The sequence below is a fragment of the Sulfitobacter sp. G21635-S1 genome (genome assembly GCF_027213915.1).
GTDB lineage: Bacteria > Pseudomonadota > Alphaproteobacteria > Rhodobacterales > Rhodobacteraceae > Sulfitobacter.
In genome coordinates, this window is sequence record NZ_JAPWGV010000003.1 from 118,299 (window position 1) to 141,019 (window position 22,721).

Consider the following 22,721-nt stretch of genomic DNA (forward strand, 5'->3'; position numbering starts at 1 on the left):
TTGGTCAGTTGTTTCTTTTTGTTCTAGGGATGTTCCTGTTTTGTGTCAACGCTGAAAGGGCGCTCTGCCTCAGAGCGGGATGACACGGACAGCATCGCCAGCCTTCCGCGCCGGGTCTTCGACCGGGCGGACCAGCAGGGCATCGGCATGGGCCAGCACCGACAAGAGCGAGGAATCCTGCCGCGTGTCGGGGTGGACCGCGCCGTCGCGCATCTGCGCGCGCATGTAATGGGCGCGCGGGCCGTTGGCGGGCAGGTCGACACCCAGCACCGCATCGCGCATCGGGGCGGGCGCATCGCCCAGGCCCAGCATCCGGCGCAGCATCGGGGCCACGAAAACGCTGCCGCAGACCATGGCCGAAACCGGATTGCCCGGCAGGCCGATCATCGCCGATGTACCGATGCGCCCGGCCATCAGCGGTTTTCCGGGGCGCATCGCCACCTTGTAAAAGGCCTGTTCCATGCCGAGTTCGGCCGCCACCGGCGCGACCAGATCATGATCACCGACAGAGGCCCCGCCGATGGTGACGATCAGATCCGCGCCCCGGGCCAGCGTGAACGCCTGTTTCAGCGAAGCGGCGGTGTCGCGGGCGATGGGCAGCAGCTGCACCTCGGCGCCCATTTCCTCGAACATCGCGGTCAGCCCGTGGCTGTTGGAGGCGACGATCTGGTCGGGGCCGGGCTCTTCGCCGGGCTGGACCAGCTCATCACCGGTGGCAAGGATCGCCAGCCGTGGTTTGCGGGTGACCGGAACGCGGGGGATGTTCATTGCCGCCAGCAGCGCAATATCCGTGGGCCGCAGCAGCAGTGGGGCCGGGACCTTGTCACCGGCGGCAAAGTCGCCGCCTGCGGGGCGGATATTGTCCTTTTCGCCGATGTCATGGCCCAGGGTGATCAGATCGCCGCGCCGGGTGATATCTTCCTGAATGACAATGAAATCAGCACCTTCCGGCACCGGCGCGCCGGTAAAGATGCGCACCGCCTGACCGGGTTTGACCGCGCCGTCAAAGCGGTGGCCGGCGGCGGATTCTCCGATGACCTTGAACATCGCGCCCGGCTCCACCTCGTCCCGGCGCAGGGCATAGCCATCCATCGAAGAGGCGGCAAAGGGCGGCTGGGTGCGGCTGGCAGTCACATCGCGGGCCAGCACCCGGCCGGCGGCGGCGCGCAGCGGCACCTCTTCGGCCTCAAGCGGCGCGACAAGGGCCAGCAGCCGGGCAAGCGCCTCTTCGACGGAGATCATGGGGCGGTGTAGCGGCCCGATTTGCCACCATCCTTGAGAACCACGCGCAGGCCGCCGATTTCCATGCCCTTGTCCACGGCCTTGGCCATGTCATAGACCGTCAGCGCCGCGACCGAGGCCGCTGTCAGCGCCTCCATCTCCACCCCGGTCTGGCCGGTGGTCTTGACCGTGGCCTCGATGCGGATGCCGGGCAGCGCGGCGTCGGGGGTCAGCTCCACGCTGACCTTGGTGATCGGCAGGGGATGGCACAGCGGGATCAGGCTGGCGGTCTGTTTGGCCGCCATGATCCCGGCCAGCCGCGCCACGCCCAGAACATCACCCTTCTTGGCGCGTCCTTCGGTAATGATATCAAGAGTTTCGGGGCGCATCTTGATGTGGTTCTCGGCAATGGCGATGCGCGATGTCACTGCCTTGTCAGAGACATCGACCATATGGGCATCGCCCTTGCCGTCAAAATGCGTCAGCGCCATCACATGCCCCCGGCGGTCAGCGGATTGGACAGCAGGTCTCGCGTTGCCTGTTCCACATCCGGCTGGCGCATCAGGCTTTCACCGATCAGGAAGGACCGCGCGCCGAACATGGCCATATCGGCCAGGTCCTGCGGTGTGTGCAGACCGGATTCGCAGACGATCATGCGGTCCGGCGGCACATGTTTGGACAGGCGGCGGGTCACATCAAGAGAGGTCTCGAAGGTATTGAGATTACGGTTGTTTATCCCGATCATCCGGCTTTTCAGCTTGGCGGCGCGCTCCAGTTCCGCGTCATTGTGCACCTCGATCAGCGCGTCCATGTCAAATTCCATCGCGGCCGCTTCCAGTTCCGCCGCCTGTGCGTCAGAGACCGAGGCCATGATGATCAGGATGCAATCGGCCCCCAGCGCGCGGGCCTCTGCCACCTGGTAGGTGTCATAAAGGAAATCCTTGCGCAGCACCGGCAGGTCGCAGGCGGCGCGGGCCTCTGTCAGGAATGACTTGGCGCCCTGGAAACTGGGCGTATCGGTCAGCACCGACAGGCAGGTCGCCCCGCCCGCGGCATAGGCGGCGGCGTGGTTGGCCGGGTTGAAATCATCCCGGATCAACCCTTTGGAGGGGCTCGCCTTCTTGATTTCGGCGATCAGGCCATAGCCCTCCCGCGAGGCCTGATGCAGGCTTTCGGCAAAGGGGCGCACGGGGCTTGCCGCGCGCGCCTCTGCGGTGACCGCCTCAAGCGGTTTGGCCGCCTTGTCCGCGGCGATTTCTTCCAGCTTGTAGGCCTTGATCTTGTCCAGGATGGTCTGTGTCATGTGGTCTCCGGGTTGGCCCAGTTTATGGCGGGCAGGCCTTGCTGGCGCAACCACGCATTGGTGCGGGAAAACGGGCGGGAGCCGAAAAAGCCCATGTTGCCATACATGCCGACCGGGTGGTGGCTTTCGATCTTGAGATTGGTGGTCGGGTCCACGCCTGCCGCGGCCTTTTGCGCGCTGCTGCCCCAGAGCAGATAGGCACGCGGGCTGTCGGCCAGCCGTGCCAGCACCTGATCGCACAGGGCCTGCCAGCCCAGCGTCTCATGGCCCTTCGGCTGTCCCTCCGGCACGGTCAGGATGGTGTTGAGCAGCAGCACCCCCTGATCGGACCAGAACCGCAGGTCGGCACTCTCCGGTGCGGCGCCGATGTCGCTGCGCATCTCCTTGAAGATATTGGCCAGAGAGCGCGGCAGCGGCCGGGTGTCTTCCTCGGCGGAAAAGGCATAGCCGTGGGCGTGGTTCACGGTTGGATAGGGGTCCTGGCCCAGGATGACCACGCGCACATCACCGGTGGCGACATGTTCCAGCGCCGCGAAAATCTGGTCGGCGGGGGGGAAGACATTGCGCTTCTCGGCCCGCAGCGCGGTCTCGATCGCCGGATAGGTGGTGGTAAAAAAGGGGAGCTCAGCCCAGTCGCCAAGCCGTGCAAGGGGGGATTTCATCACTTTTCCTGAGATACTTCGGCCACGCGGCGCAGCTTTTCGCGGGCAGCGCCGGAATCAAGGCTGCTGCGGGCCATTTCAACACCTGTTTTCAGGTCCGGCGCGGCATCGGCCACCACAAGGGCCGCCGCCGCATTCAACACAACCGCATCACGATAGGCGGATGCGGCACCCGCCAGCACGGCATGGAAGGCCTGGGCATTTTCCGCGGGCGTGCCGCCGACAATCGCCTCGAAGGGGTGGACGGGCAGGCCCGCGTCTTCGGGGTGGATCTCGAAATCACGGATGGTGCCCCTGTCCAGCCCGCTGACCCAGCTCACGCCGGTGATGGTCAGCTCGTCGGTGCCGTCAGAGCCATGGACCAGCCAGGCCTTGTCGCTGCCAAGCGCGCGCAGGGTTTCGGCCATCGGGCGGATCAGATCGCGCGAGAAGGCACCGGTCAGCTGGCGTTTGACGCCGGCGGGGTTGGTCAGGGGGCCAAGGATGTTGAAGATCGTCCTGGTGCCCAGCTCCGAGCGTGTCGGCATCACATGGGCAATCGCCGGGTGGTGCATGGGGGCCATCATGAAGCCGATCCCGACCTCGGCGAGTTCACGCTCCACCACCTTGGGGCCTACCATCACATTGAGGCCCATCTGGGTCAGCGCATCCGCCGCCCCGGATTTGGAGCTGAGGTTGCGGTTGCCGTGTTTGGCCACGATCACCCCGGCACCTGCCACGACAAAGGCGGTGGCGGTCGAGATGTTCAGCGTGCCCTTGCCGTCGCCGCCGGTGCCGACGATGTCCATCGCGCCCTCGGGGGCTTTCACCGCATGGCATTTGGCGCGCATCACGCTGGCGGCGGCGGCATATTCATCCACCGTCTCGCCCCGGGTGCGCAGCGCCATCAGGAAGCCGCCGATCTGGCTGGGGGTGGCTTCGCCGTCAAAGAGGATTTCAAAGGCTTCTGCCGCCTGCGCACGGGTCAGCGGGCCGTTGGCGGCAGCGTGGATCAGCGGTTTGAGGGTGTCGCTCATGCCGGGACCTTCATCACGTCGAGGAAGTTCTGCAGCATCTTGTGCCCATGTTCCGAGCGGATCGATTCCGGGTGGAACTGGACCCCGTGCAGCGGCAGCTCGCGGTGTTGCAGGCCCATGATGGTGCCGTCCTCAAGTGCCGCAGTCACCTGCAGGCAGTCGGGCAGGCTGTCGCGGTCCACCACCAGGGAATGATAGCGCGTGGCGGGGAAGGGGCTGGGCAGACCGGCAAAGATGCCCTGGCCCTCATGGTGCATCAGCCCCAGCTTGCCATGCACGATGTCGCCCGCGCGCACCACCTGGCCGCCAAAGGCCTGGCCCAGTGTCTGATGCCCCAGGCAGACGCCCAGCAGGGGCAGGCCCGTCTCGGCGGCGGCGCGGGTCAGTTCCAGGCAGATGCCCGCCCGGTCCGGATCACAGGGGCCGGGGGACAGCAGGATGCCCGAGGGCTGCAGCGCCAGCGCCGCCTCCACGCTGATCTTGTCATTGCGGTGCACGACCACATCCGCCCCCAATTCGCCCAGATAATGGACGAGGTTGTAGGTAAAGCTGTCGTAGTTATCTATCAGGAGCAACACGTCTGAATTCTTTGTCCTTATGACCGGATTGGCACTGGTTTTGAGGCCCCTGACGGGGGTATAGTTACGCCCTACATGTTCAGGGTTGTCCGCTGGCGTCAAGAGCGGTCCGTGCATAAGAACAGGGCAGGCAAAGCGGCGTTCGCATGCCGCTGAAAAGAGCAGGAGAGTGCGACAATGGCACGGGGTTTTTTCAAAGGGGCCGTTCTGGGCGGCGTGGTGAGCGTAAGCGTGGCCGGCATCGCCTCGGTTCTGCTGGAACCGCCGATGCCGCCCGAGGTCACCGATGCGGCCCCCGGCGGAACCCAGGCGCCGGCCAGCCCGGATGGCACGGGCACCGACAAGGCCAGCCTCACCGATCGCGCCCCCGCAACCGCGCCTGCCGCGCCCCAGGGGGTGCCGCCTGACCCCGATACGCTGGCCACGCTGGACGAAACGGCGACAAGCCCTGCGGCCGCGCCAGAGACGGGCGGCGTCGAAGGGCTGAACGCGCCGGAGGGCGGGGCGGACAGCAGCGGTGTTGCAACCGAGGGCGAAAGCCCGGTGTTGCCGAATCCGCAGGCCCTGGCCCCGATGGCCCCGCAGGACCCTGACACCCTGTCGATCAGCACCGAACCTGCGCAGCCGCCCGAACCGCAGGCGGAAAGCGGACCGTTCGAGACCACCGGGGCCGCACCTGCCGTGCCCGATGCACCGGAGCAGCCCGCGACACCCGAGGTGGCGCAGGAGGGGGGGGAGACGCCCGGTGCTGACGACATAGCCGCCGATGCCACGCCGGTCGCGCCGGAGAGCGAAACACCGGTCCAGACCACCGGGGCCGAACCGATGCCACTGGCCCCGGAACCCGAAACCGCAGAGATCGCGCCGCAGGCCGAGCCGGAAACGCCGCCAGTGGTGGCCGAGACACTTCCCGACGCCGAGACCCTTCCCGACGCCGGGACACCCCCGGCCGCGGATACGCCCGAGACAGCAGCGGAAGAAACGCCATCGGCAGACCGCGCGACACGGCCCGCAATCGGTACGCCCGCCGTGACGCTGACCGACCGCGAGAGCGGTGTGACCGTAAACCGCCCCGGCTCTGCCACGCCCGCCCCGGAGAGTGCCGAGGCCTCTGCCGGGGCCGTGGATGGCGATGCCACGCCGGAGGACAGCAAGGTGCCGCCGATTGAAGCCTTTGCGCAGCCCTATCCGCCAACCGAAGGCAAACCGCTGATGGGGATCGTACTGATCGACGACGGCTCCGGCCTGACCTCCGGGGCGCAGGGCCTGGCCGCGCTGCGCAGCTTTCCCTATCCCCTGAGTTTCGCGGTGGATGCCAGCAAGCCCGATGCGGCGGAGCGCATGGCGCTTTACCGCGAGGCAGGCTTTGAAGTGGTGGCGATGGTGTCCCTGCCCGAAGGCGCGCAGCCCAGCGACGCGGAAACCACGTTCAATGTGGTGCTGCCGGATCTGGATCAGGTCGTCGCGGTGCTGGAGGCCCCCGATGGCGGCTTTCAGGGCAGCCGCGACTTGTCAGACCAGATCACCGCGATCCTGGCCGATACCGGGCATGGGCTGATCACCCAGGACAAGGGGCTGAACACGATGCCCAAACTTGCCCGCAAGGAAGGCGTGCCTGCCGATCCGATCTTTCGCGATTTCGACAGCAACGGGCAGAGCGCCACGGTGATCCGCCGGTTCCTGGATCAGGCGGCGTTCAAGGCGGGGCAGGAAGGGGCCGTGATCATGCTGGGCCGGCTGCGGCCCGATACGATCTCGGCGCTGCTGCTCTGGGGCTTGCAGGACCGGGCCAACAGCGTGGCGCTGGTCCCGGTCTCGGCGGTTCTGACGCGCGAATAAGCCTGATACCTGAGACGATTTTTTTGAAAAAATCGGTTCGGACTTTTTGAAAAGTCCGGCGCGTCTGGCTGATGCAGGGACAAGTGGCGTGAGGGCGCTGGTCCCGACCTCGGCGGGTTTCACAGGTGATCTGGCCTGAGACCTGAGACGATTTTCTTGAAAAAATCGCTCCGGACTTTTTGAAAAGTCCGGAGCGTCTGGCTGATGCAGGGACAAGTGGCGTGAGGTCGCTGGTCCCGACCTCGGCGGGTTTCACAGGTGATCTGGCCTGAGACCTGAGACGATTTTTTTGAAAAAATCGCTCCGGACTTTTTGAAAAGTCCGGCGTCCCTAGCTGATGCAGGGCGCAATCGGAATGACGGCGCTGGCCTGATCGGAAAAGGCCACCTCCAGCGTTGTCTCGCCCATCACCAGCGTGACCATCGTGCCCGCGATCTCGCTGTCAGCGATGGTTTCGGGGCGGCCTGTGCCGGTATCATCCACATCCAGCGAAAAGCTGACGATGCCGCCCGCCTCAAGCCCCGCAAGGTTCAGGCTCAGCACCGTGTCGCCATCCGCCAGCTCCGGCAGCCCCAAGAGCGCGCCACGGCCCTCGATCACCTCGAAAGGGTGATAGCTGTCCACCCCGGCACCGCCCGGCGTTGCGTCAAACAGCAGCCCGGCGGGGGCGGCACCGATGTCCAGCGTCAGCGTGGCTTCGGCCAGGGGGCAGCTGCCGGTGTTGGTCAGCACGAAACGGTCGCCGGGCGCGCCTTCGACAAAGCGCAGGCTCAGGTCGGCCTGGGCGCTGCCGGCGCAAAGCATCAAGAGACAGGTGGCGGTTCGGATCATCTGGTGGCTCCTTCGGGGTCGCAGGAACAGGTAGCGCGGCTGCGCGGCAGAGCAATCAGATGATTTCATCCTCGTCGAACAGCGGGTCGCTTTCCAGCTGCGAGGCCAGGTCATCCACCGTGGCCTCTGCCGCGCGGGGGCTGAGCTTGGCCAGGTGAAAGACCGCATCGCCCTCGTTCACCACCGGCAGGATCGCGCGGCCGATCAGGATGCCGGCTTCGGGGGCGATCAGATCGGTCTCCACCGCGCCGAAAGGGTCGGAGACCGTGGCCAGCACATCGCCTTTTTCGACGGTCTCGCCCTCGCCGCGGAAGGTGCGCAGCAGCCCGCCCGCAGGGGCGCGCAGCCAGTGGGAGGAGGTGCACAGATAGGGCGCGACACGCGCCTTTGCGATGCCCTTGGCGGGCAGCATGTCATGGCCGCGCATCACCCGCAGGATGCCCGCAAGCCCCGCGCGCACGGCCATTTCGTCGAACCGCAGCCCTTCGCCCGCTTCATAGAGCAGGATCGGCACGCCCTGTTTGCCAGCCACCGCGCGCAGGGACCCGTCGCGCAGCCCCGATGTCAGCACCACCGGCGCGCCGAAATCCACCGCCATTTTCTGGGTGACCTTGTCGGAGGGCGAAACCCGCACCTGCGGCAGGTTGGTACGGTGGATCGCGGCGGAATGCAGGTCGATCCCGAAATCGCAGCGCAGGACGACTTCCTGCAGAAAGATATGCGCCAGCCGCGCCCCCAGCGACCCGGAGGGATGGCCCGGAAAACAACGGTTCAGGTCGCGCCGGTCGGGCAGGTAGCGCGAGCGGCTGAGAAAGCCGAAGGAATTGACCACCGGAATCACCAGCAAGGTGCCGCGCAGGGATTTGAGCTGTGGTGCGCGCAGCAGGCGGCGCACGATCTCGACGCCGATCACCTCGTCGCCATGCACGGCGGCGCTGACGAACATGGTGGGGCCGGGGCGCTTGCCGTGATGCACCTCGACCGACAGATGCACCGGCGTGTGATCGGGCAGGGTGGAGACCGGCAGGTCAATGCCGAGGCTGGTGCCGGGGGCGACAGATTGCCCCGCGATCTCGAAAGGCGCGCGGCTGGGCACCTTCAGCGGTTCCCCTGACCACCAAAGCGCGCGGCATCCGCGGCAGCCCGCCGGATGGCGTTGGATTTATGCACGGTCTCCATATATTCGGCCTCCGCATCGCTGTCATAGACCACGCCGCCGCCCGCCTGGATATAGAGCGTCTCGTCCTTGATCACGGCGGTGCGCAGGGCGATGCACATGTCCATGTCGCCGCCCGCGCTGAAATAGCCGACACCGCCGCCGTAAAGGCCGCGTTTCTCGGGTTCCAGCTCGTCGATGATCTCCATCGCGCGCACCTTGGGCGCCCCCGACACGGTGCCCGCGGGCATGCCGGCAAAGAAGGCATCAAGCGCATCGCAGCCTTCCTTCAGCTCGCCCACCACGTTGGAGACGATGTGCATGACATGGCTGTAGCGTTCGACGATGAATTCCTCGGTCGGGCGCACGGTGCCGATTCTGGCGACGCGGCCCACGTCGTTGCGGCCCAGATCCAGCAGCATCAGATGCTCTGCCAGCTCCTTTTGATCCAGCAGAAGGTCCGCTTCCAGCGCGCGGTCCTCTTCCGGCGTGGCGCCCCTGGGCCGGGTGCCTGCCACCGGGCGGATGGTGATCTGATTGCCAAAGACCCGGACCAGGATCTCGGGGCTGGCACCCACCACATGGAAGCCGCCGAAGTTGAAATAGAACATGAAGGGCGAGGGGTTGGTGCGCCGCAGGCTGCGGTAGAGGGTAAAGGGATCCTGGGTAAAGCCCTGCGCCCAGCGTTGGCTGGGCACCACCTGAAAGATGTCGCCCGCCGCGATATAGTCGCGCGCCTTTTCCACCGCGGCCTTGTACCCGTCGCGGGTGAAGTTGCTGACCGGCTCCGGGGTCTCATGGGCGTCGCCCAGATCGCGGGAGGTGGCAGGCATCGCGCGTTCCAGATCGCGCACCGCATCCATCACCCGTTCGGCGGCCTGTGCATAGGCGGCACGCGCCGATTGCCCGTCAGAGACCCAGGCGGGGGAGACGACGGTGACCTCGCCCTTGACCCCGTCGAGCACGGCAATGACCGAGGGGCGGACCATGACCGCATCGGGCAGGCCCAGCGGATCGGGGTTCACGTTAGGCAGATGTTCGACCAGGCGGATCATGTCATAGCCCAGGTAGCCGAACAGCCCCGCCGCTGCCTGCGGCAGATCTTCGGGCAGGTTGATCCGGCTTTCTGCGATGACGCTGCGCAGCACGTCCAGCGGATTGCCGGGCATCTCTTCGAAAGCATCCGCGTCATAGCGGGCGGCGCGGTTCACCGCCGAGCTTTCGCCCCGGCAGCGCCAGATCAGGTCAGGTTTCATCCCGATGATGGAATAGCGTCCGCGCACCTCGCCGCCGGTGACCGATTCCAGCACAAAGGCGTTTTCGCTCGCCCCGGTCAGTTTCAGCATCAGCGAGACAGGTGTGTCCAGGTCGGCGGCCAGCCGGGTAAAGACGATCTGGTTTTCGCCCGCGCCGTAGCCTGCGGCGAAATCTTCATATGCCGGTGTCAGGGTCATGGGTGCTGCCGATCAGGGAAAGTTGACATGGACGGCCTGCAGCGCGCGCTGGTCCACCTTCGGCCCGGCGCGGCGCACCACGTCATCGGCAAAGACGGAATAGAGGTCCTGCGACAGGTTCTGGTCCAGCTGTTCGGTGAGGCGGGCGCGCAGGGCGGCGGATTCGTCGGTCTCGCCGGCCTGCTCAATCGCGTCGAGGCGCAGGATCACCACATTGCCATCCCCCGGCAGCACTGTCACGGTGCCCGGTTCCAGGCTGAAGACCGTTTCCATGAAGCCTTCGGGCGTGCCTTCGATAAAGGCGCGGCGGGTCTGGTTTTCCTCGATCGTGGCGTCAAGCCCCGCTTCCTCGAAGGAGGCGGTGCCGCCCAGTGTCTGGACCAATGCCTCGGCCTGTTCGGTCAGCTGCGCAACGGTCTGTTCGGCGGTCCAGGCGGCGCGGACGTCATCGCGGGCCTGCTCGAAAGGTTCGGGGCGTTCTTCCAGCCGCTCATCCAGCCGCAGGGCAAAGACGCCGCCGTCTTCCAGTTGCGTGATGCGCGGAAAATCCTCGGCGGTGACATCGGCAGCCACGTCACGGAACGCCGTGTAGGCGGCGATGCCCTCGCTGCTTTCGGGGGTCCAGTCGAGGGTGCCGAGGGTCATATGGGTTTCCTCAGCCATCTGTTCGAGGGTCACGCCGCCGGCAAGCTGGTCGTCCAACTCCTGCGCACGGGCCTCTACCGCGCGCACGGCGCGGGCGGAGGCAAGCTCGGCCTGCAGGGCCGGGCGGGCTTCCTCGAAGGTGGTGTTCTGGGCGGGCAGCACGCCGTTCACCCGGAACAGGGCGGGCCCAAGCGGGCTGGGCAGGGGGCCCACGATATCGCCCACTTCGGCGGCAAAGACAGCCTCGCCCGCGGCGTCCAGGTCCAGCCTGCCGACATCGCCCATATCCACATCCGACAGTTCAAGGCCGCGTTCCTCCACCAGCGCGTTGAAGGTGGTGCCATCGACCTCAAGCGCGGCGGCGGCCCGGTCGGCGCTTTCCTGATCGGCAAAGACCAGGCGTTCCACCAGGCGCCGCTCGGGCTGCTGGTATTCGGCGGCGCGGTCGTCATAGGCGCGGCGCAGCTCGTCCTCGGGCACCTCCACCTCGTCCAGCATGGCATCGGGGGAAAGCCAGGCATAGGTGATCTTCTTGGTCAGGGGCAGCATGAAGGCCTGCTGATTTTCGTCGTAATAGGCGCGCAGTTCCTCTTCGCCGGGCTCTGCCAGCGGGGTCGCCAGATCGCTTTCGTCCAGCACGCTCCAGGTAAAGCTGCGTTCCTGGGCGATATAGGTCATCAGCGTATCGGCATAGGTGGCGGGCATCACCACGCCGCCGGTGACCGCGCGTTGCAAAAGGGTGCGTGCCGCTTCCTCGCGCAGGGAGGTTTCGAATTCACCCTCCGACAGGCCACCCTGTTGCAGGGCAAAGCGGTAGGCGTCGCGGTCGAACTTGCCATCGACACCCTGAAAGGCGGGGATGTTCAGAATGTCCTCGCGCAGGGCTTCGTCGCCGATGGACAGGCCCAGCTGCGCCGTTTCATGGTCCAGTGCCCGGTTGCGCACCAGCCGTTGCAGCACTGCGCGGTCCAGGCCGATTTCCTGGGCACGGGCAAAGGGCAGGCTTTCGCCGGTCTGCTGTTCGATGGCGCGGATTTCGTTCTGCAGCTGGCGCGCATATGCATCCACCGGGATGGATTTGTCACCCACCGTACCGATGGAGCGCAGGTTGCCCGACAGGTTGACCGCGCCAAAGCCGCCCAGACCGAGGATCAGCAGACCCATCAGAATCCAGACCGCGGTTTTTGAAATGCTCGACCCTTTGGCCATGTGCCATCACCCTTTTTTACTTTCGCAACTGTCTATGCGTCCGGCCCGCGCGGGGCAAGCAACTATGCATGTTTTGCAGCGCTTTGGATCAGGATCATTGAACCCCGGGCCTAACCGGGCCTCAGTTCTGCCAGCCGGTCGAACAACACGCCGATCCCGGCGGCGTCGAGATTGGCAAAGGCGATGCGCAGCTGCCGCTCTCCGGTGGCGTCGCCCTCGGGGCAGAACATGGTGCCGGGCAGGCAGAGGATGCCCGCGCTGCGCACCAGTTCCGGGGCCAGCGTGGCGGCAGATTGCGCAAAGGGATGCTGCATATAGGCGAAATAGCCGCCCAGCCCCAGCAGTTTCCAGCCCTGCGGTGCCAGACGGGGCATGTTGGCCGTGATCGCAGCGCGGCGGGCGAGGATCTCGTCACGCTCACCGGCGAGCCATTGCGCGAGGTTCCGCATGCCCCAGAGCGCGCCATGCTGGCCCAGTTGCGCGGGGCAGATGGCCACGGTGTCGAGAAACTTTTCAACCTCCGCAAGGCGCCGCTCCGAGGTGACCATGGCACCGACACGGTGCCCGGTCAGGCGGTAGGCCTTGGAAAAGGAATAGAGGTGGATCAGCGTTTCGGCCCAGTCCGGGTCCTGGAACAGCGCATGGGGCGGGCCGCTGCGGCTGTCGAAATCGCGGTAGGTCTCGTCCAGGATCAGCGCGATGCCATGGCGGCGGGCAAGATCGAAAAAGGCCTGCACCAGATCGGCGGGGTATTCGACGCCGCCGGGATTGTTGGGGGTGACCAGCGCAATGGCGCGGGTGCGCGGCGTGATCAGGGCGGCGGCATGGTCCGGATCCGGCAGCAGGTCCGGGCCGGTGGCCAACGGGACCGCCGCAACACCGGACATGTCGAGCCACATCTTGTGATTGAAATACCAGGGGGTTGGCAGGATAACCTCATCCCCTTCGGCACAGAGCGTGGCAATGGCGGCGGCAAAGGCCTGGTTGCAGCCGGAAGTAATGCAGACCTGCAAGGGCGTGACCGGCCCGCCATAATGCTGCCCGGTCTGCGCCGCCAGTTCCGCGCGCAGTTCCGGCAGGCCCAGCACCGGGCCGTAAAGATGCGCCGTGTCATTGGTCAGGGCGGCATCGGCCATCGCCTGGCGCAGCGCCTGTGGCGGCGGCTCCACCGGGGCGGCCTGGCTGACATTGATCAGCGGGCGGCCGGGGGCAAAGTCGACGCCCTGCAGCCAGCGGCGGGCTTCCATCACCGGTGGGGCAAAGGTGGTGGCGGTGCGGGGCAATGGCATCGGGGGCATCCTCTTGCAGCGGCGGACGTGAGGGGCCGGCCCCTCACACTCCCCGGGAATATTTAGGCTCTGGACCCATTAATTCTATATGCTCAGCGGCGATTTCACGAAATTTCAATGGTTTGGGGCGTGCAGCCAATAGTGGTTCTATTTGCAAGCGACCCAAGACATTGAAATGAAGTGAAATCGCCGCCCGTCGCTCCGTAGGAGCGCCGACTCATGTTGGCACGCCTTTGGCGTGACGGGTTTGACGGATTTTCCCGCAGCCTGCGTCACATCTGCTTGAAATAGAACCACTATTCCTGCGCAGATGTTCCTGGTCTGCGAAAAAATCTGTCAAACTGAGCATATAGAATTAATGGGTCCAGAGCCTATGGCCAAAAAGAGGGGAAGGGTTCAGTCCTTGCCCCGGTAGGGTTCGACATATTGCAGCGCCATGTCCCAGGGAAAGAAGATCCATGTGTCCTGGCTGACTTCGGTGATGAAGGTATCGACCTGGGGGCGGCCCTTGGGCTTGGCATAGACGGTGGCGAAATGCGCCTTGGGGTACATCTTGCGAACCACTTCCAGCGTCTTGCCGCTGTCCACCAGGTCGTCGATGATCAGGATGCCGGTGCCGTCGCCCATCAGCGTCGCATCGGGCGATTTCAGCACCTGCGCCTCGGACTGGTCCTGGTGGTCGTAGGATTTGACCGAGATCGTATCGACCGTGCGGATGTCCAGCTCGCGCGCCGCGATCATCGCCGGGGCCATGCCGCCACGGGTGATGGCGACCACCGCGCGCCAGGCGCCGTCATCGGGGCCTTCGCCGTCCAGCCGCCAGGCCAGGGCGCGGCTGTCACGGTGGATCTGGTCCCAGGAAATGTGAAAGCCTTTTTCATGGGGCAGGCGGTTGGCGTCGCGTTTGTCGGACATGGGGTTACCTTTCGATCAGCAACCGGGTGCCGAAGGCCCCCAGCAGCAGGGCGGCGATGCGGTCGAAGACCGGTTTCAGACGCAGATAGCCCTGCCGCGCAACCGGGGTGCTGAGCAGGGTGGCAAAGAGACTGTAGAACAGGATTTCCAGCGTCACATGGTTGAACACGACAAAGGCGATTTCGCCCGCGCTCATGCCCTTGGGAAAGACCACGAGGATCAGGGCGGCGGCAAAGAGCATTGATTTGGGGTTGCCGAGGTTCACCAGCGCACCGGCCATGAGGTTGCGGCCGGCCGGCCGGGGCAGGGCATCGCCGGGGAGCTGGCGGGCGTGCCGCCAGGTCTGTACCGCGATCCAGATCAGATAGAGCGCGCCCGCCACCTTCAGCGTGACATAGGCCCAGGGGGCAAGCGCCAGCAGCCGGTCGAGCCCCAGAAAGGCCGAGGCCGTCCAGCAGCCTGCCGCCAGTGCCAGCCCCACGCCACTGAGCAGCCCCGCGACGCGGCCCGCGCTGACGGTGGTCCGGATGACAAAGATCATCGCGGCACCGGGGCTGGCCAGGGCCGCGAGGAGGAGCAGGTTGAAGGCGATGAGGCTTTCCAGGGACATCGGTTCAGGCTTATTCCTTGGCCATGTCAGGTGCGTCCACGGCTTTCATGCCGACGACATGGTAGCCCGCATCCACATGCAGGTTCTCGCCGGTGGTGCCGGATCCCAGATCGCTGAGCAGGTAAAGCGCCGCCTTGCCGACGTCGTCGATGGTGACGTTGCGGCGCAACGGAGAGTTGTATTCGTTCCACTTCATGATGTAGCGGAAATCGCCGATGCCGGAGGCTGCCAGCGTCTTGATCGGTCCCGCCGAGATCGCATTGACGCGGATGCCGTCCTTGCCCAGATCCTCGGCCAGATATTGCACCGAGGCTTCCAGCGCCGCCTTGGCCACGCCCATGACGTTATAATGCGGCATGACCTTTTCCGCGCCGTAATAGGTGAGGGTCAGCGCGCTGCTGCCGGGTGACATCATCTTTTCCGCGCGCTGCATGACGGCGGTAAAGGAATAGACGGAAATATCCATCGACATCGCGAAATTGCGGCGGCTGGTATCGACATAGCGGCCGCGCAGTTCGTTTTTGTCAGAGAAGCCAATGGCATGAACGACGAAATCAAGACCGCCCCAGCGCTCTTTCAACCCGTCGAACAGCGCGTCCAGGCTGGCTTCGTCACCGACGTCGCAGGGCAGGACGATGTCGCTGCCCAATTGTGCGGCCAGCGGATCGACCCGCTTTTTCAGCGCATCGCCCTGATAGGAGAACGCCAGTTCCGCCCCCGCCTCGCTCAGGGTACGGGCAATGCCCCAGGCGATGGACTTGTCGTTCGCAAGGCCCATGATCAGCCCACGCTTGCCTTGCATCAAAGTGTTTTCCATGGGCACCGAACCTCTGCCTGTTACATTACCGGTTACCTCTAGGACATTGCGGCCATGCCATCAAGATGCCTGCCTTTGGCATGTTAGCGCCAACTACCGGATTGGTTGTATAAAAATCGGTCCTGTGGCTTGTTGCGTTATGTCATTTGATATAGCGCTATAGTGATCGGTGCGATTTGCGGCGCACGATTATGAAATTGGGATACTACATGGAAAAACGCACCGGTATTTTTGCGGGGCAGGATCCGTTCGAAATTGCCCGGCAGTGGCTGGGCGAGGCGGAAAGCAAAGAACCCAACGATCCGAACGCGATCGCCCTGGCGACGGTGGACGACGATGGTCTGCCGAATGCGCGCATGGTGCTTTTGAAAGAGATCGAGGCGGATGCCTTTGTCTTCTATACCAATTACGAGAGCGCCAAGGCGCGGGAGCTGGATGGCGCGGGCAAGGCGGCCTTTGTCATGCATTGGAAATCGCTGCGCCGCCAGATCCGGGTGCGCGGGCTGATCACCCGCGAGGACGGGCCGCAGGCCGATGCCTATTACAAGAGCCGTTCGCTGGGCAGCCGGCTGGGGGCCTGGGCCTCGGCGCAGTCGCGCCCCCTGAAAAGCCGCGCGGCGCTGGTTGCCGAAGTGGCAAAGGTGACGGCGGCAAAGGGAACCGATCCGGCGCGGCCTCCGTTCTGGGGCGGATATCGAATCACGCCGCTGGAGATCGAGTTCTGGGCTGACGGCGAATTCCGGCTTCACAACCGGTTCCAATGGCGGCGGGGCGATCCGTCCTCCCCCTGGGATGTGACCCGCCTGAACCCCTGAGTATCAATAAGCTGTCTCGTGTGATAAGAACTTGAATTTTCCGGCCCAAGGGCACGGAAGCAAAAGATAAAGGACGATTGTGCAGGACGACCGCGACATACCGACCGAGCCCGAAACAGATGCGCCCGAGGGGACGCCGGTATCGGGCGTCGTGAAATGGTTCGACCCGATCAAGGGGTTCGGCTTTGTTGTGGCGGACGAGGGGGGCCCGGACATTCTGCTGCATGTGAATGTCCTGCGCAACTTCGGCCAGAGCTCTGTCACCGATGGCGCGCGGGTGGAGGTGATCGCGCAGCGGACCGAACGCGGGGTGCAGGCCACCGCCGTGCTGTCGATCCAGCCGCCCGGCAACGTCCAGACCAGCGCATTGCCGGATATCGTGGGGCTGGACCGCAGCGCCGTGGCGGCGGCACCTCTGGAACCTGCGCGGGTAAAGTGGTTCGATAAATCCAAGGGATTCGGGTTTGCCAATGTCTTTGGCAAGCCGCAGGATGTGTTTCTGCATATCGAAGTGCTGCGCCAGTCCGGCCTGTCCGATTTGCAGCCGGGCGAAGCACTGGCGATGCGGGTGATCGAAGGCAAGCGCGGCCGTATGGCCGCAGAGGTACAGGCATGGGAAACGGTCTTGACGGAACGCGAAGACGAATAGGGATCCGTGCTGCGGCCCTTGCCCTTGTCCTTGTCGCGCTGATGCCCCTTGCGGCCCAGGCTGCCTCCGGCTGCCGCGCCGATACGGTCCTGCTGCGTGGTGACTGGGGCCAGGTCCGCTTCACCGTCGAGATTGCGGATGAACCGCAGGAACAGATGCGCGGGCTGATGGGCCGCACCTCGATGCCGGTCTCTTCGGGGATGCTGTTTGTCTATCCCGCGCCGCGTCGTTCAAGTTTCTGGATGCGCAACACGCTGATTCCCCTCGATATGCTGTTCATCGACGCCACCGGTGTCGTGCGCCACATTCACCACAATGCCGTACCGCTGGATGAAACCGCGATTTTCGGCGGCGAGAACGTCCTGGCGGTGCTGGAGATCAACGGCGGGCTGGCACAACGGCTGGGGATCGTGGAAGGCACCGAGCTGCGCCATCCCGCCTTTGCGCGCTTCGGGCCGGCATGGCCTTGCGAGACACCTTAATCTAGGTCTTTTCATTCACGATGCCAGCGACTAAAGAGGCCAGGTCGGAGCGTGGCGCAGCCTGGTAGCGCACCTGTTTTGGGTACAGGGGGTCGGAGGTTCGAATCCTCTCGCTCCGACCACTTTCATTTATGTTGATGGTCAGGACATTTGCCCTTTCGGGTCACAAAATGCCCTTTGGGTGCCGTTGCGCCCAGGCTCGGTTTGCCCGCCGCCAGATTGCAAACACGTTATCTGCACCCGCGGCGTGAATGCGCCACCTCATGAAATCTTAAAGGTTGGCTTGGAGCCCGGAGTGACGCAAAGCGCAAGCCGGGCCAGCGCCTTCGGCTTGTTCCGGGCTTTGGTTGCCAATGATCAACGGCAGAAACCTCCGCCTAGCTGTACCTCGGGCCGTGCTCGCATCGTACAAGACCCCTGACGACGCGACACCCCTACATGTGGTGGGCGGCACCCCGACCTCATCCAGATGCGGTGGGCATTTGCCGATGATTCTTGGCCCGAGAAACCGGCCAACGTGACATTTTTATGAATCGTTGCAGATTTTTCCGGCGAAACCGGATCGCCACCTTCAGGACATCTTGTTCACAGAGGATCTGTGGATAACTTCATGCAAAGGGTGAGCCGATACCCCTAAATGTGCCGTAACGTTTGGAGAATAGCACCGGCGATGCAACCTCCCCGGTTCAGGGGGGCTGGGGATATGATCGGTATGAATCGGAGCCCGGCGGGCCGCTCAAAAAGAGCGGCACCGGTCAACCTTAAAGATTGGAAGATTTTTCAAAAAATCCGTTGACCCGAACCCCCATGATGCGTCAATTTGTGTAGGCCGACGATGACGCCACAATATGTAGTGGTTAACGCTCGCAGGGCGCATCAGGGCAGAAGACAGGCACCAGGACGAAAACTTCGTTAAATGCTGCAGGAACACGGGGCAGGCTCCCTCCGTGATCGGTCTTTCTGTGCCTTTTGTCGGCAATGAACGGGGTGGGGACAGCCTGCAATGACAGGCGGGTTTCCGTAGATTGTTAATGCTGGATATGAGGCAGTAAAAAATGAAAATTGAACGTCAGTTTACGACCGCGGGCCAGGACGCATATGCGGACCTGGATTTTGTCAGCACAGTTTCCGAAATCCGCAATCCCGACGGCTCCGTCGTGTTCAAGCTCGACAATGTCGAAGTGCCCTCCGGCTGGAGCCAGGTCGCAAGCGACGTGATCGCGCAGAAATATTTCCGCAAGGCGGGCGTGCCCTCCGAATTGAAAAAGGTGAAGGAAAAGGGCGTGCCCGAGTTCCTGTGGCGCTCCGTGCCCGCCGAAGGTGCCGAGATGGGCGGAGAGACCTCTTCCAAGCAGGTCTTCGACCGTCTCGCCGGGGCCTGGGCCTATTGGGGCTGGAAAGGTGGCTATTTCACCACCGAGGAAGATGCCCGCGCCTATTTTGACGAGATGCGCCATATGCTGGCCAGCCAGCGCGCGGCCCCCAACAGCCCGCAGTGGTTCAACACCGGCCTGCATTGGGCCTACGGCATCGACGGTCCTGCGCAGGGCCATTACTATGTCGACTACAAGACCGGCAAACTGACCCGTTCCAAATCCTCCTACGAACACCCCCAGCCGCATGCCTGCTTCATCCAGTCCGTCGCCGATGACCTGGTGGGCGATGGCGGCATCATGGACCTCTGGGTCCGCGAGGCGCGGCTGTTCAAATACGGCTCCGGCACCGGCACCAACTTCTCCTCGCTGCGTGCGGCAGGGGAAAAACTGTCGGGCGGCGGCAAATCCTCCGGCCTGATGGGTTTCCTGAAAATCGGTGACCGCGCCGCCGGTGCCATCAAATCCGGCGGCACCACACGCCGCGCCGCCAAGATGGTGATCGTCGATGCGGACCACCCCGATATCGAGGAATTCATCAACTGGAAGGTGCTGGAAGAGCAGAAGGTCGCCTCCATCGTCGCAGGCTCCAAGATGCACGAGCAGAAGCTGAACCTTCTGTTCAAGGCGATCAAGGAATGGGACGGGACAGTTGAAGATGCCTATGACCCGGCCAGGAATGACGCGCTGAAACAGGCGATACGCGAAGCGAAAAAGGTTGCCATCCCCGAGACCTACGTCAAACGCGTGCTGGATTACGCCAAGCAGGGCCACACCAGCATCGAATTCCCGACCTATGACACTGATTGGGACTCCGAGGCCTACAACTCGGTCTCCGGCCAGAACTCCAACAACTCGATCCGCGTCACCAATGCCTTCCTGACCGCCGTCGAAAAGGACGCGGACTGGGAACTGACCGACCGCACAACCGGCAAGGTGGCCAAGACCATCCGCGCCCGTGATCTCTGGGCCCAGGTGGGCCATGCCGCATGGGCCTGTGCCGATCCGGGCATCCAGTACCACGACACGGTGAACGACTGGCACACATGCCCCGAAGACGGCGCGATCCGCGGCTCCAACCCCTGTTCGGAATACATGTTCCTCGATGACACCGCCTGCAACCTGGCGTCGATGAACCTGCTGACCTTCCTGCAGGACGGCGTGTTCAACGTCGAAGACTACATGCATGCCGCGCGCCTGTGGACCGTGACGCTGGAAATCTCCGTGATGATGGCGCAATTCCCCTCCCGGGAAATCGCGCAGCGGTCCTATGACTTCCGCACCCTGGGTCTGGGCTATGCGAACATCGGCGGATTGCTGATGAACATGGGCTATTCCTATGACAGCGACGAGGGCCGCGCGCTTTGCGGTGCGCTGACCGCGATCCTGACCGGCGTGTCCTATGCCACTTCCGCCGAAATGGCGGGCGAGCTGGGGGCCTTCCCGGGCTATGCCAAGAACGGCAAGCACATGCTGCGCGTCATCCGCAACCACCGCAACGCGGCCTATGGCAACGACACCGGCTATGAGAAGCTGAGCGTCAAGCCGGTGCCGCTGGATCACGCCAACTGCCCGCAGCCCGGCCTGATCGACGTGGCCATGTCCACCTGGGACGAGGCGCTGACACTGGGCGAGGCACATGGGTATCGCAACGCGCAGGTCTCGGTCATCGCACCTACCGGCACCATCGGTCTGGTGATGGATTGCGACACCACCGGGATCGAGCCTGACTTTGCCCTGGTGAAGTTCAAGAAGCTGGCCGGCGGCGGCTATTTCAAGATCATCAACCAATCTGTGCCCGCCGCACTGGAAAAGCTCGGCTACGGCTCCGCCCAGATCGAAGAGATCGTGTCCTACGCCGTGGGCCACGGCACCATCGGCAATGCCCCCGGCATCAACCACACCTCGCTGGCGGGCCATGGTTTCGGCCCCAACGAACTGGCCAAGGTGGACAAGGCGCTGGCCTCGGCCTTCGACATCCGATTTGTGTTCAACCAATGGACGCTGGGCGCGGATTTCTGCAAGAACGTGCTGGGCATCCCGGCGGACAAGCTGAACGACCCGACTTTCGACCTGCTGAAATCCCTGGGCTTTACCCGCGCGGACATCGACGCGGCCAATGACCACGTCTGTGGCACCATGACGCTGGAAGGGGCGCCGCACCTGAAAGAAGAGCATTACGGCATCTTCGATTGTGCCAACCCCTGCGGCAAGAAGGGCAAGCGGTATCTCAGCGTCAACAGCCACATCTACATGATGGCCGCGGCGCAAAGCTTCATCTCCGGCGCGATCTCCAAGACGATCAACATGCCCAATGACGCAAGCATCGAGGATTGCCAGCAAGCCTATGAGCTGTCCTGGAGCCTCGGCATCAAGGCCAATGCGCTCTACCGCGACGGCTCCAAGCTCAGCCAGCCGCTGGCGGCCGCACTGATCGAGGATGACGACGATGCGGCAGAGGTGCTGGAAAGCGGTTCCCTGCAGGAGAAAGCCGCCGTGCTGGCCGAAAAGATCGTCGAGAAGGTGATCGTCAAGGAAATCATCAAATCGCACCGCGAGAAGATGCCCCAGCGCCGCAAGGGCTATACCCAGAAGGCCATCGTGGGCGGCCACAAGGTCTATCTGCGCACCGGCGAATACGGCGACGGCAAGCTGGGCGAGATCTTCATCGACATGCACAAGGAAGGCGCGGGCTTCCGGGCGATGATGAACAATTTCGCCATCGCGGTTTCTGTCGGGCTTCAGTACGGCGTGCCGCTGGAGGAGTTCGTTGATGCCTTCACCTTCACCAAATTCGAACCGGCGGGCATGGTGCAGGGCAATGACAGCATCAAGAACGCGACCTCGATCCTCGACTATATCTTCCGCGAACTGGCGGTCAGCTACCTGGACCGGACCGATCTGGCCCATGTGAAGCCCGAAGGCGCCACATTTGACGATCTGGGCCGGGGCGAAGAGGAAGAAGGCGTGGCCAATGTCTCCGAACTGTCGGAAACCGCTGCGACCAAGAGCCTCGAAGTGCTGCGCCAGATCAGCTCGACCGGCTATCTGCGCAACCGTCTGCCGCAGGAACTGGTGGTGCTTCAGGGCGGCCAGCGCGAGATGGCAGCCGCCGTCGCCGCAGCTGCACCGCAGGTCAACGGCAATGCCGCCGTCGCCATGGCGGCAAGCACGTCGGTGGCCACCGGGGCGGTCAGCATGGATGCCCGGACCAAGGCCAAGATGCAGGGCTACGAAGGCGAGGCCTGCGGCGAATGCGGCAACTACACGCTGGTGCGCAACGGCACTTGCATGAAGTGCAACACTTGCGGTGGGACGTCGGGGTGTAGCTGATATCGGACCGCGCCCTGACGGGGCGTGCAGGGGCAGGGCCTTGGGGCCCGCCCCGACGAGACAAGGGGCCCGGGCAGGCCCATTTGAGACGGGGTGGGTTCTCGCGCATCGCTTTGCGATACGCTGCCACCCACGCCGCAGCCCCGGCATCGCCGGGGCGCGGGACACGGAGCGCGTGCGCGTGCTCTGGACGACGTTCAGGCCGCAGGCAAACAAACACCGAGCGGTTAACATATTGAGCTTGAACGGCGAAACTAGAGGAGAGCTTCGGCTCTCCTTTTTTTCTGCTCAGGAGGATGAGGGCTGACTCCGGCCTTTTTCTAGGAAAAGGCCGGAGTCAGGGGAGATTGCGTTTGAAGGATAAACGCAATCGGAACGGCGAAACTACGGGGGGCACTTCGGTGCTCCCTTTTTTCTGTTCGGGAGGATGCAGGCTGACTCCGGCCTTTTAAGGAAAAGGCCTCTGTCAGGGGAGTTTGCATTTGAAGGAAATGCAAACGGAACGGCGAAACTCAAGGGGGCAC

General features: G+C 64.0%; 19 protein-coding genes and 1 tRNA gene. 6 read left to right on the forward strand and 14 right to left on the reverse strand.

Annotated features, from left to right (window positions below; genetic code table 11):
• Positions 1-69: 69 nt before the first annotated feature.
• The 6 genes from O4H53_RS04665 to O4H53_RS04690 are packed head-to-tail and all read right to left on the reverse strand — an operon-like array spanning position 70 to position 4,780.
• The gene (locus O4H53_RS04665) at positions 70-1,242 is read right to left on the reverse strand and encodes a molybdopterin molybdotransferase MoeA (protein WP_269361709.1); all 1,173 of its coding nucleotides are present in this window, start codon (positions 1,240-1,242) and stop codon (positions 70-72) included.
• The gene (gene moaC / locus O4H53_RS04670; RefSeq protein ID WP_269361710.1) at positions 1,239-1,712 is read right to left on the reverse strand and encodes a cyclic pyranopterin monophosphate synthase MoaC; all 474 of its coding nucleotides are present in this window, start codon (positions 1,710-1,712) and stop codon (positions 1,239-1,241) included. The genes O4H53_RS04665 and moaC overlap by 4 nt, the downstream gene beginning before the upstream one ends.
• Positions 1,712-2,524, reverse strand: a complete 813-nt coding sequence (gene trpC, locus O4H53_RS04675; protein WP_269361711.1) for an indole-3-glycerol phosphate synthase TrpC — start codon at positions 2,522-2,524, stop codon at positions 1,712-1,714. The genes moaC and trpC overlap by 1 nt, the downstream gene beginning before the upstream one ends.
• A complete protein-coding gene (locus O4H53_RS04680) occupies positions 2,521-3,186 on the reverse strand; it encodes a uracil-DNA glycosylase (protein ID WP_269361712.1) in 666 nt (221 codons plus the stop codon). The genes trpC and O4H53_RS04680 overlap by 4 nt, the downstream gene beginning before the upstream one ends.
• Positions 3,186-4,202 (reverse strand): anthranilate phosphoribosyltransferase, encoded by a 1,017-nt coding sequence (trpD, locus tag O4H53_RS04685; protein WP_269361713.1) that lies wholly within the window; start codon positions 4,200-4,202, stop codon positions 3,186-3,188. Before trpD ends, O4H53_RS04680 begins: the two co-directional genes overlap by 1 nt.
• Positions 4,199-4,780, reverse strand: a complete 582-nt coding sequence (locus O4H53_RS04690) for an anthranilate synthase component II (protein ID WP_269361714.1) — start codon at positions 4,778-4,780, stop codon at positions 4,199-4,201. The genes trpD and O4H53_RS04690 overlap by 4 nt, the downstream gene beginning before the upstream one ends.
• 177 nt (positions 4,781-4,957) lie before the next feature.
• Here O4H53_RS04690 and O4H53_RS04695 point away from each other — a divergent pair, with 177 nt between their 5' ends.
• Positions 4,958-6,619, forward strand: coding sequence for a divergent polysaccharide deacetylase family protein (locus O4H53_RS04695; protein ID WP_269361715.1), 1,662 nt, complete (start codon positions 4,958-4,960; stop codon positions 6,617-6,619).
• A 330-nt stretch (positions 6,620-6,949) separates the two neighbouring features.
• Here the strand turns inward: O4H53_RS04695 and O4H53_RS04700 are convergent, their stop codons facing one another.
• The 8 genes from O4H53_RS04700 to fabI all read right to left on the reverse strand — a co-directional run bounded on the left by O4H53_RS04700 (position 6,950) and on the right by fabI (position 15,545).
• The gene (locus O4H53_RS04700; RefSeq protein ID WP_269361716.1) at positions 6,950-7,450 is read right to left on the reverse strand and encodes an aggregation factor core; all 501 of its coding nucleotides are present in this window, start codon (positions 7,448-7,450) and stop codon (positions 6,950-6,952) included.
• A 55-nt stretch (positions 7,451-7,505) separates the two neighbouring features.
• A complete protein-coding gene (locus O4H53_RS04705; RefSeq protein ID WP_269361717.1) occupies positions 7,506-8,546 on the reverse strand; it encodes a succinylglutamate desuccinylase/aspartoacylase family protein in 1,041 nt (346 codons plus the stop codon).
• 2 nt (positions 8,547-8,548) lie between these two features.
• The gene (gene trpE / locus O4H53_RS04710; RefSeq protein ID WP_269361718.1) at positions 8,549-10,060 is read right to left on the reverse strand and encodes an anthranilate synthase component I; all 1,512 of its coding nucleotides are present in this window, start codon (positions 10,058-10,060) and stop codon (positions 8,549-8,551) included.
• Positions 10,061-10,072: 12 nt separating this feature from the next.
• Positions 10,073-11,914 carry a peptidyl-prolyl cis-trans isomerase gene (locus tag O4H53_RS04715; RefSeq protein WP_269361719.1) on the reverse strand — a complete coding sequence of 614 codons (1,842 nt, stop codon included), beginning with the start codon at positions 11,912-11,914 and terminating at the stop codon, positions 10,073-10,075.
• 110 nt (positions 11,915-12,024) lie between these two features.
• Complete coding sequence (locus tag O4H53_RS04720) at positions 12,025-13,203, reverse strand: aminotransferase (RefSeq protein ID WP_269361720.1); 1,179 nt, start codon at positions 13,201-13,203, stop codon at positions 12,025-12,027.
• Between the two features lie 396 nt (positions 13,204-13,599).
• Positions 13,600-14,118: a xanthine phosphoribosyltransferase gene (gene gpt / locus O4H53_RS04725; RefSeq protein ID WP_114275477.1), complete on the reverse strand. Its 519-nt coding sequence runs from the start codon at positions 14,116-14,118 to the stop codon at positions 13,600-13,602.
• Between the two features lie 4 nt (positions 14,119-14,122).
• The gene (locus O4H53_RS04730) at positions 14,123-14,728 is read right to left on the reverse strand and encodes a LysE family translocator (RefSeq protein WP_269361721.1); all 606 of its coding nucleotides are present in this window, start codon (positions 14,726-14,728) and stop codon (positions 14,123-14,125) included.
• A gap of 10 nt (positions 14,729-14,738) precedes the next feature.
• The gene (gene fabI, locus O4H53_RS04735; protein WP_269361722.1) at positions 14,739-15,545 is read right to left on the reverse strand and encodes an enoyl-ACP reductase FabI; all 807 of its coding nucleotides are present in this window, start codon (positions 15,543-15,545) and stop codon (positions 14,739-14,741) included.
• 209 nt (positions 15,546-15,754) lie between these two features.
• On the opposite strand from fabI, the gene pdxH reads away from it, so the two are divergent.
• The 5 genes from pdxH to O4H53_RS04760 all read left to right on the forward strand — a co-directional run bounded on the left by pdxH (position 15,755) and on the right by O4H53_RS04760 (position 22,197).
• On the forward strand, positions 15,755-16,360 hold the full coding sequence (gene pdxH, locus O4H53_RS04740) for a pyridoxamine 5'-phosphate oxidase (RefSeq protein WP_269362077.1): 606 nt from the start codon (positions 15,755-15,757) through the stop codon (positions 16,358-16,360).
• A 79-nt stretch (positions 16,361-16,439) separates the two neighbouring features.
• Entirely contained in the window at positions 16,440-17,009 is a 570-nt protein-coding gene (locus tag O4H53_RS04745; protein WP_443069511.1) for a cold-shock protein, read from the forward strand.
• Between the two features lie 41 nt (positions 17,010-17,050).
• Positions 17,051-17,491, forward strand: coding sequence for a DUF192 domain-containing protein (locus O4H53_RS04750; RefSeq protein WP_269361723.1), 441 nt, complete (start codon positions 17,051-17,053; stop codon positions 17,489-17,491).
• A 45-nt stretch (positions 17,492-17,536) separates the two neighbouring features.
• Positions 17,537-17,613, forward strand: a tRNA-Pro gene (locus tag O4H53_RS04755).
• A 933-nt stretch (positions 17,614-18,546) separates the two neighbouring features.
• Positions 18,547-22,197 (forward strand): vitamin B12-dependent ribonucleotide reductase, encoded by a 3,651-nt coding sequence (locus O4H53_RS04760; protein WP_269361724.1) that lies wholly within the window; start codon positions 18,547-18,549, stop codon positions 22,195-22,197.
• Positions 22,198-22,721 lie beyond the last annotated feature (524 nt).

Coding starts and splice junctions, on each gene's coding strand:
- O4H53_RS04665 (WP_269361709.1), bottom strand. CDS start 1,242: ATGATCTCCGTCGAAGAGGCGCTTGCCCGGCTGCTGGCCCTTGTCGCG.
- moaC (WP_269361710.1), bottom strand. CDS start 1,712: ATGGCGCTGACGCATTTTGACGGCAAGGGCGATGCCCATATGGTCGAT.
- trpC (WP_269361711.1), bottom strand. CDS start 2,524: ATGACACAGACCATCCTGGACAAGATCAAGGCCTACAAGCTGGAAGAA.
- O4H53_RS04680 (WP_269361712.1), bottom strand. CDS start 3,186: ATGAAATCCCCCCTTGCACGGCTTGGCGACTGGGCTGAGCTCCCCTTT.
- trpD (WP_269361713.1), bottom strand. CDS start 4,202: ATGAGCGACACCCTCAAACCGCTGATCCACGCTGCCGCCAACGGCCCG.
- O4H53_RS04695 (WP_269361715.1), top strand. CDS start 4,958: ATGGCACGGGGTTTTTTCAAAGGGGCCGTTCTGGGCGGCGTGGTGAGC.
- O4H53_RS04700 (WP_269361716.1), bottom strand. CDS start 7,450: ATGATCCGAACCGCCACCTGTCTCTTGATGCTTTGCGCCGGCAGCGCC.
- trpE (WP_269361718.1), bottom strand. CDS start 10,060: ATGACCCTGACACCGGCATATGAAGATTTCGCCGCAGGCTACGGCGCG.
- O4H53_RS04715 (WP_269361719.1), bottom strand. CDS start 11,914: ATGGCCAAAGGGTCGAGCATTTCAAAAACCGCGGTCTGGATTCTGATG.
- O4H53_RS04720 (WP_269361720.1), bottom strand. CDS start 13,203: ATGCCATTGCCCCGCACCGCCACCACCTTTGCCCCACCGGTGATGGAA.
- gpt (WP_114275477.1), bottom strand. CDS start 14,118: ATGTCCGACAAACGCGACGCCAACCGCCTGCCCCATGAAAAAGGCTTT.
- O4H53_RS04730 (WP_269361721.1), bottom strand. CDS start 14,728: ATGTCCCTGGAAAGCCTCATCGCCTTCAACCTGCTCCTCCTCGCGGCC.
- fabI (WP_269361722.1), bottom strand. CDS start 15,545: ATGGAAAACACTTTGATGCAAGGCAAGCGTGGGCTGATCATGGGCCTT.
- pdxH (WP_269362077.1), top strand. CDS start 15,755: ATGGAAAAACGCACCGGTATTTTTGCGGGGCAGGATCCGTTCGAAATT.
- O4H53_RS04750 (WP_269361723.1), top strand. CDS start 17,051: ATGCCCCTTGCGGCCCAGGCTGCCTCCGGCTGCCGCGCCGATACGGTC.
- O4H53_RS04760 (WP_269361724.1), top strand. CDS start 18,547: ATGAAAATTGAACGTCAGTTTACGACCGCGGGCCAGGACGCATATGCG.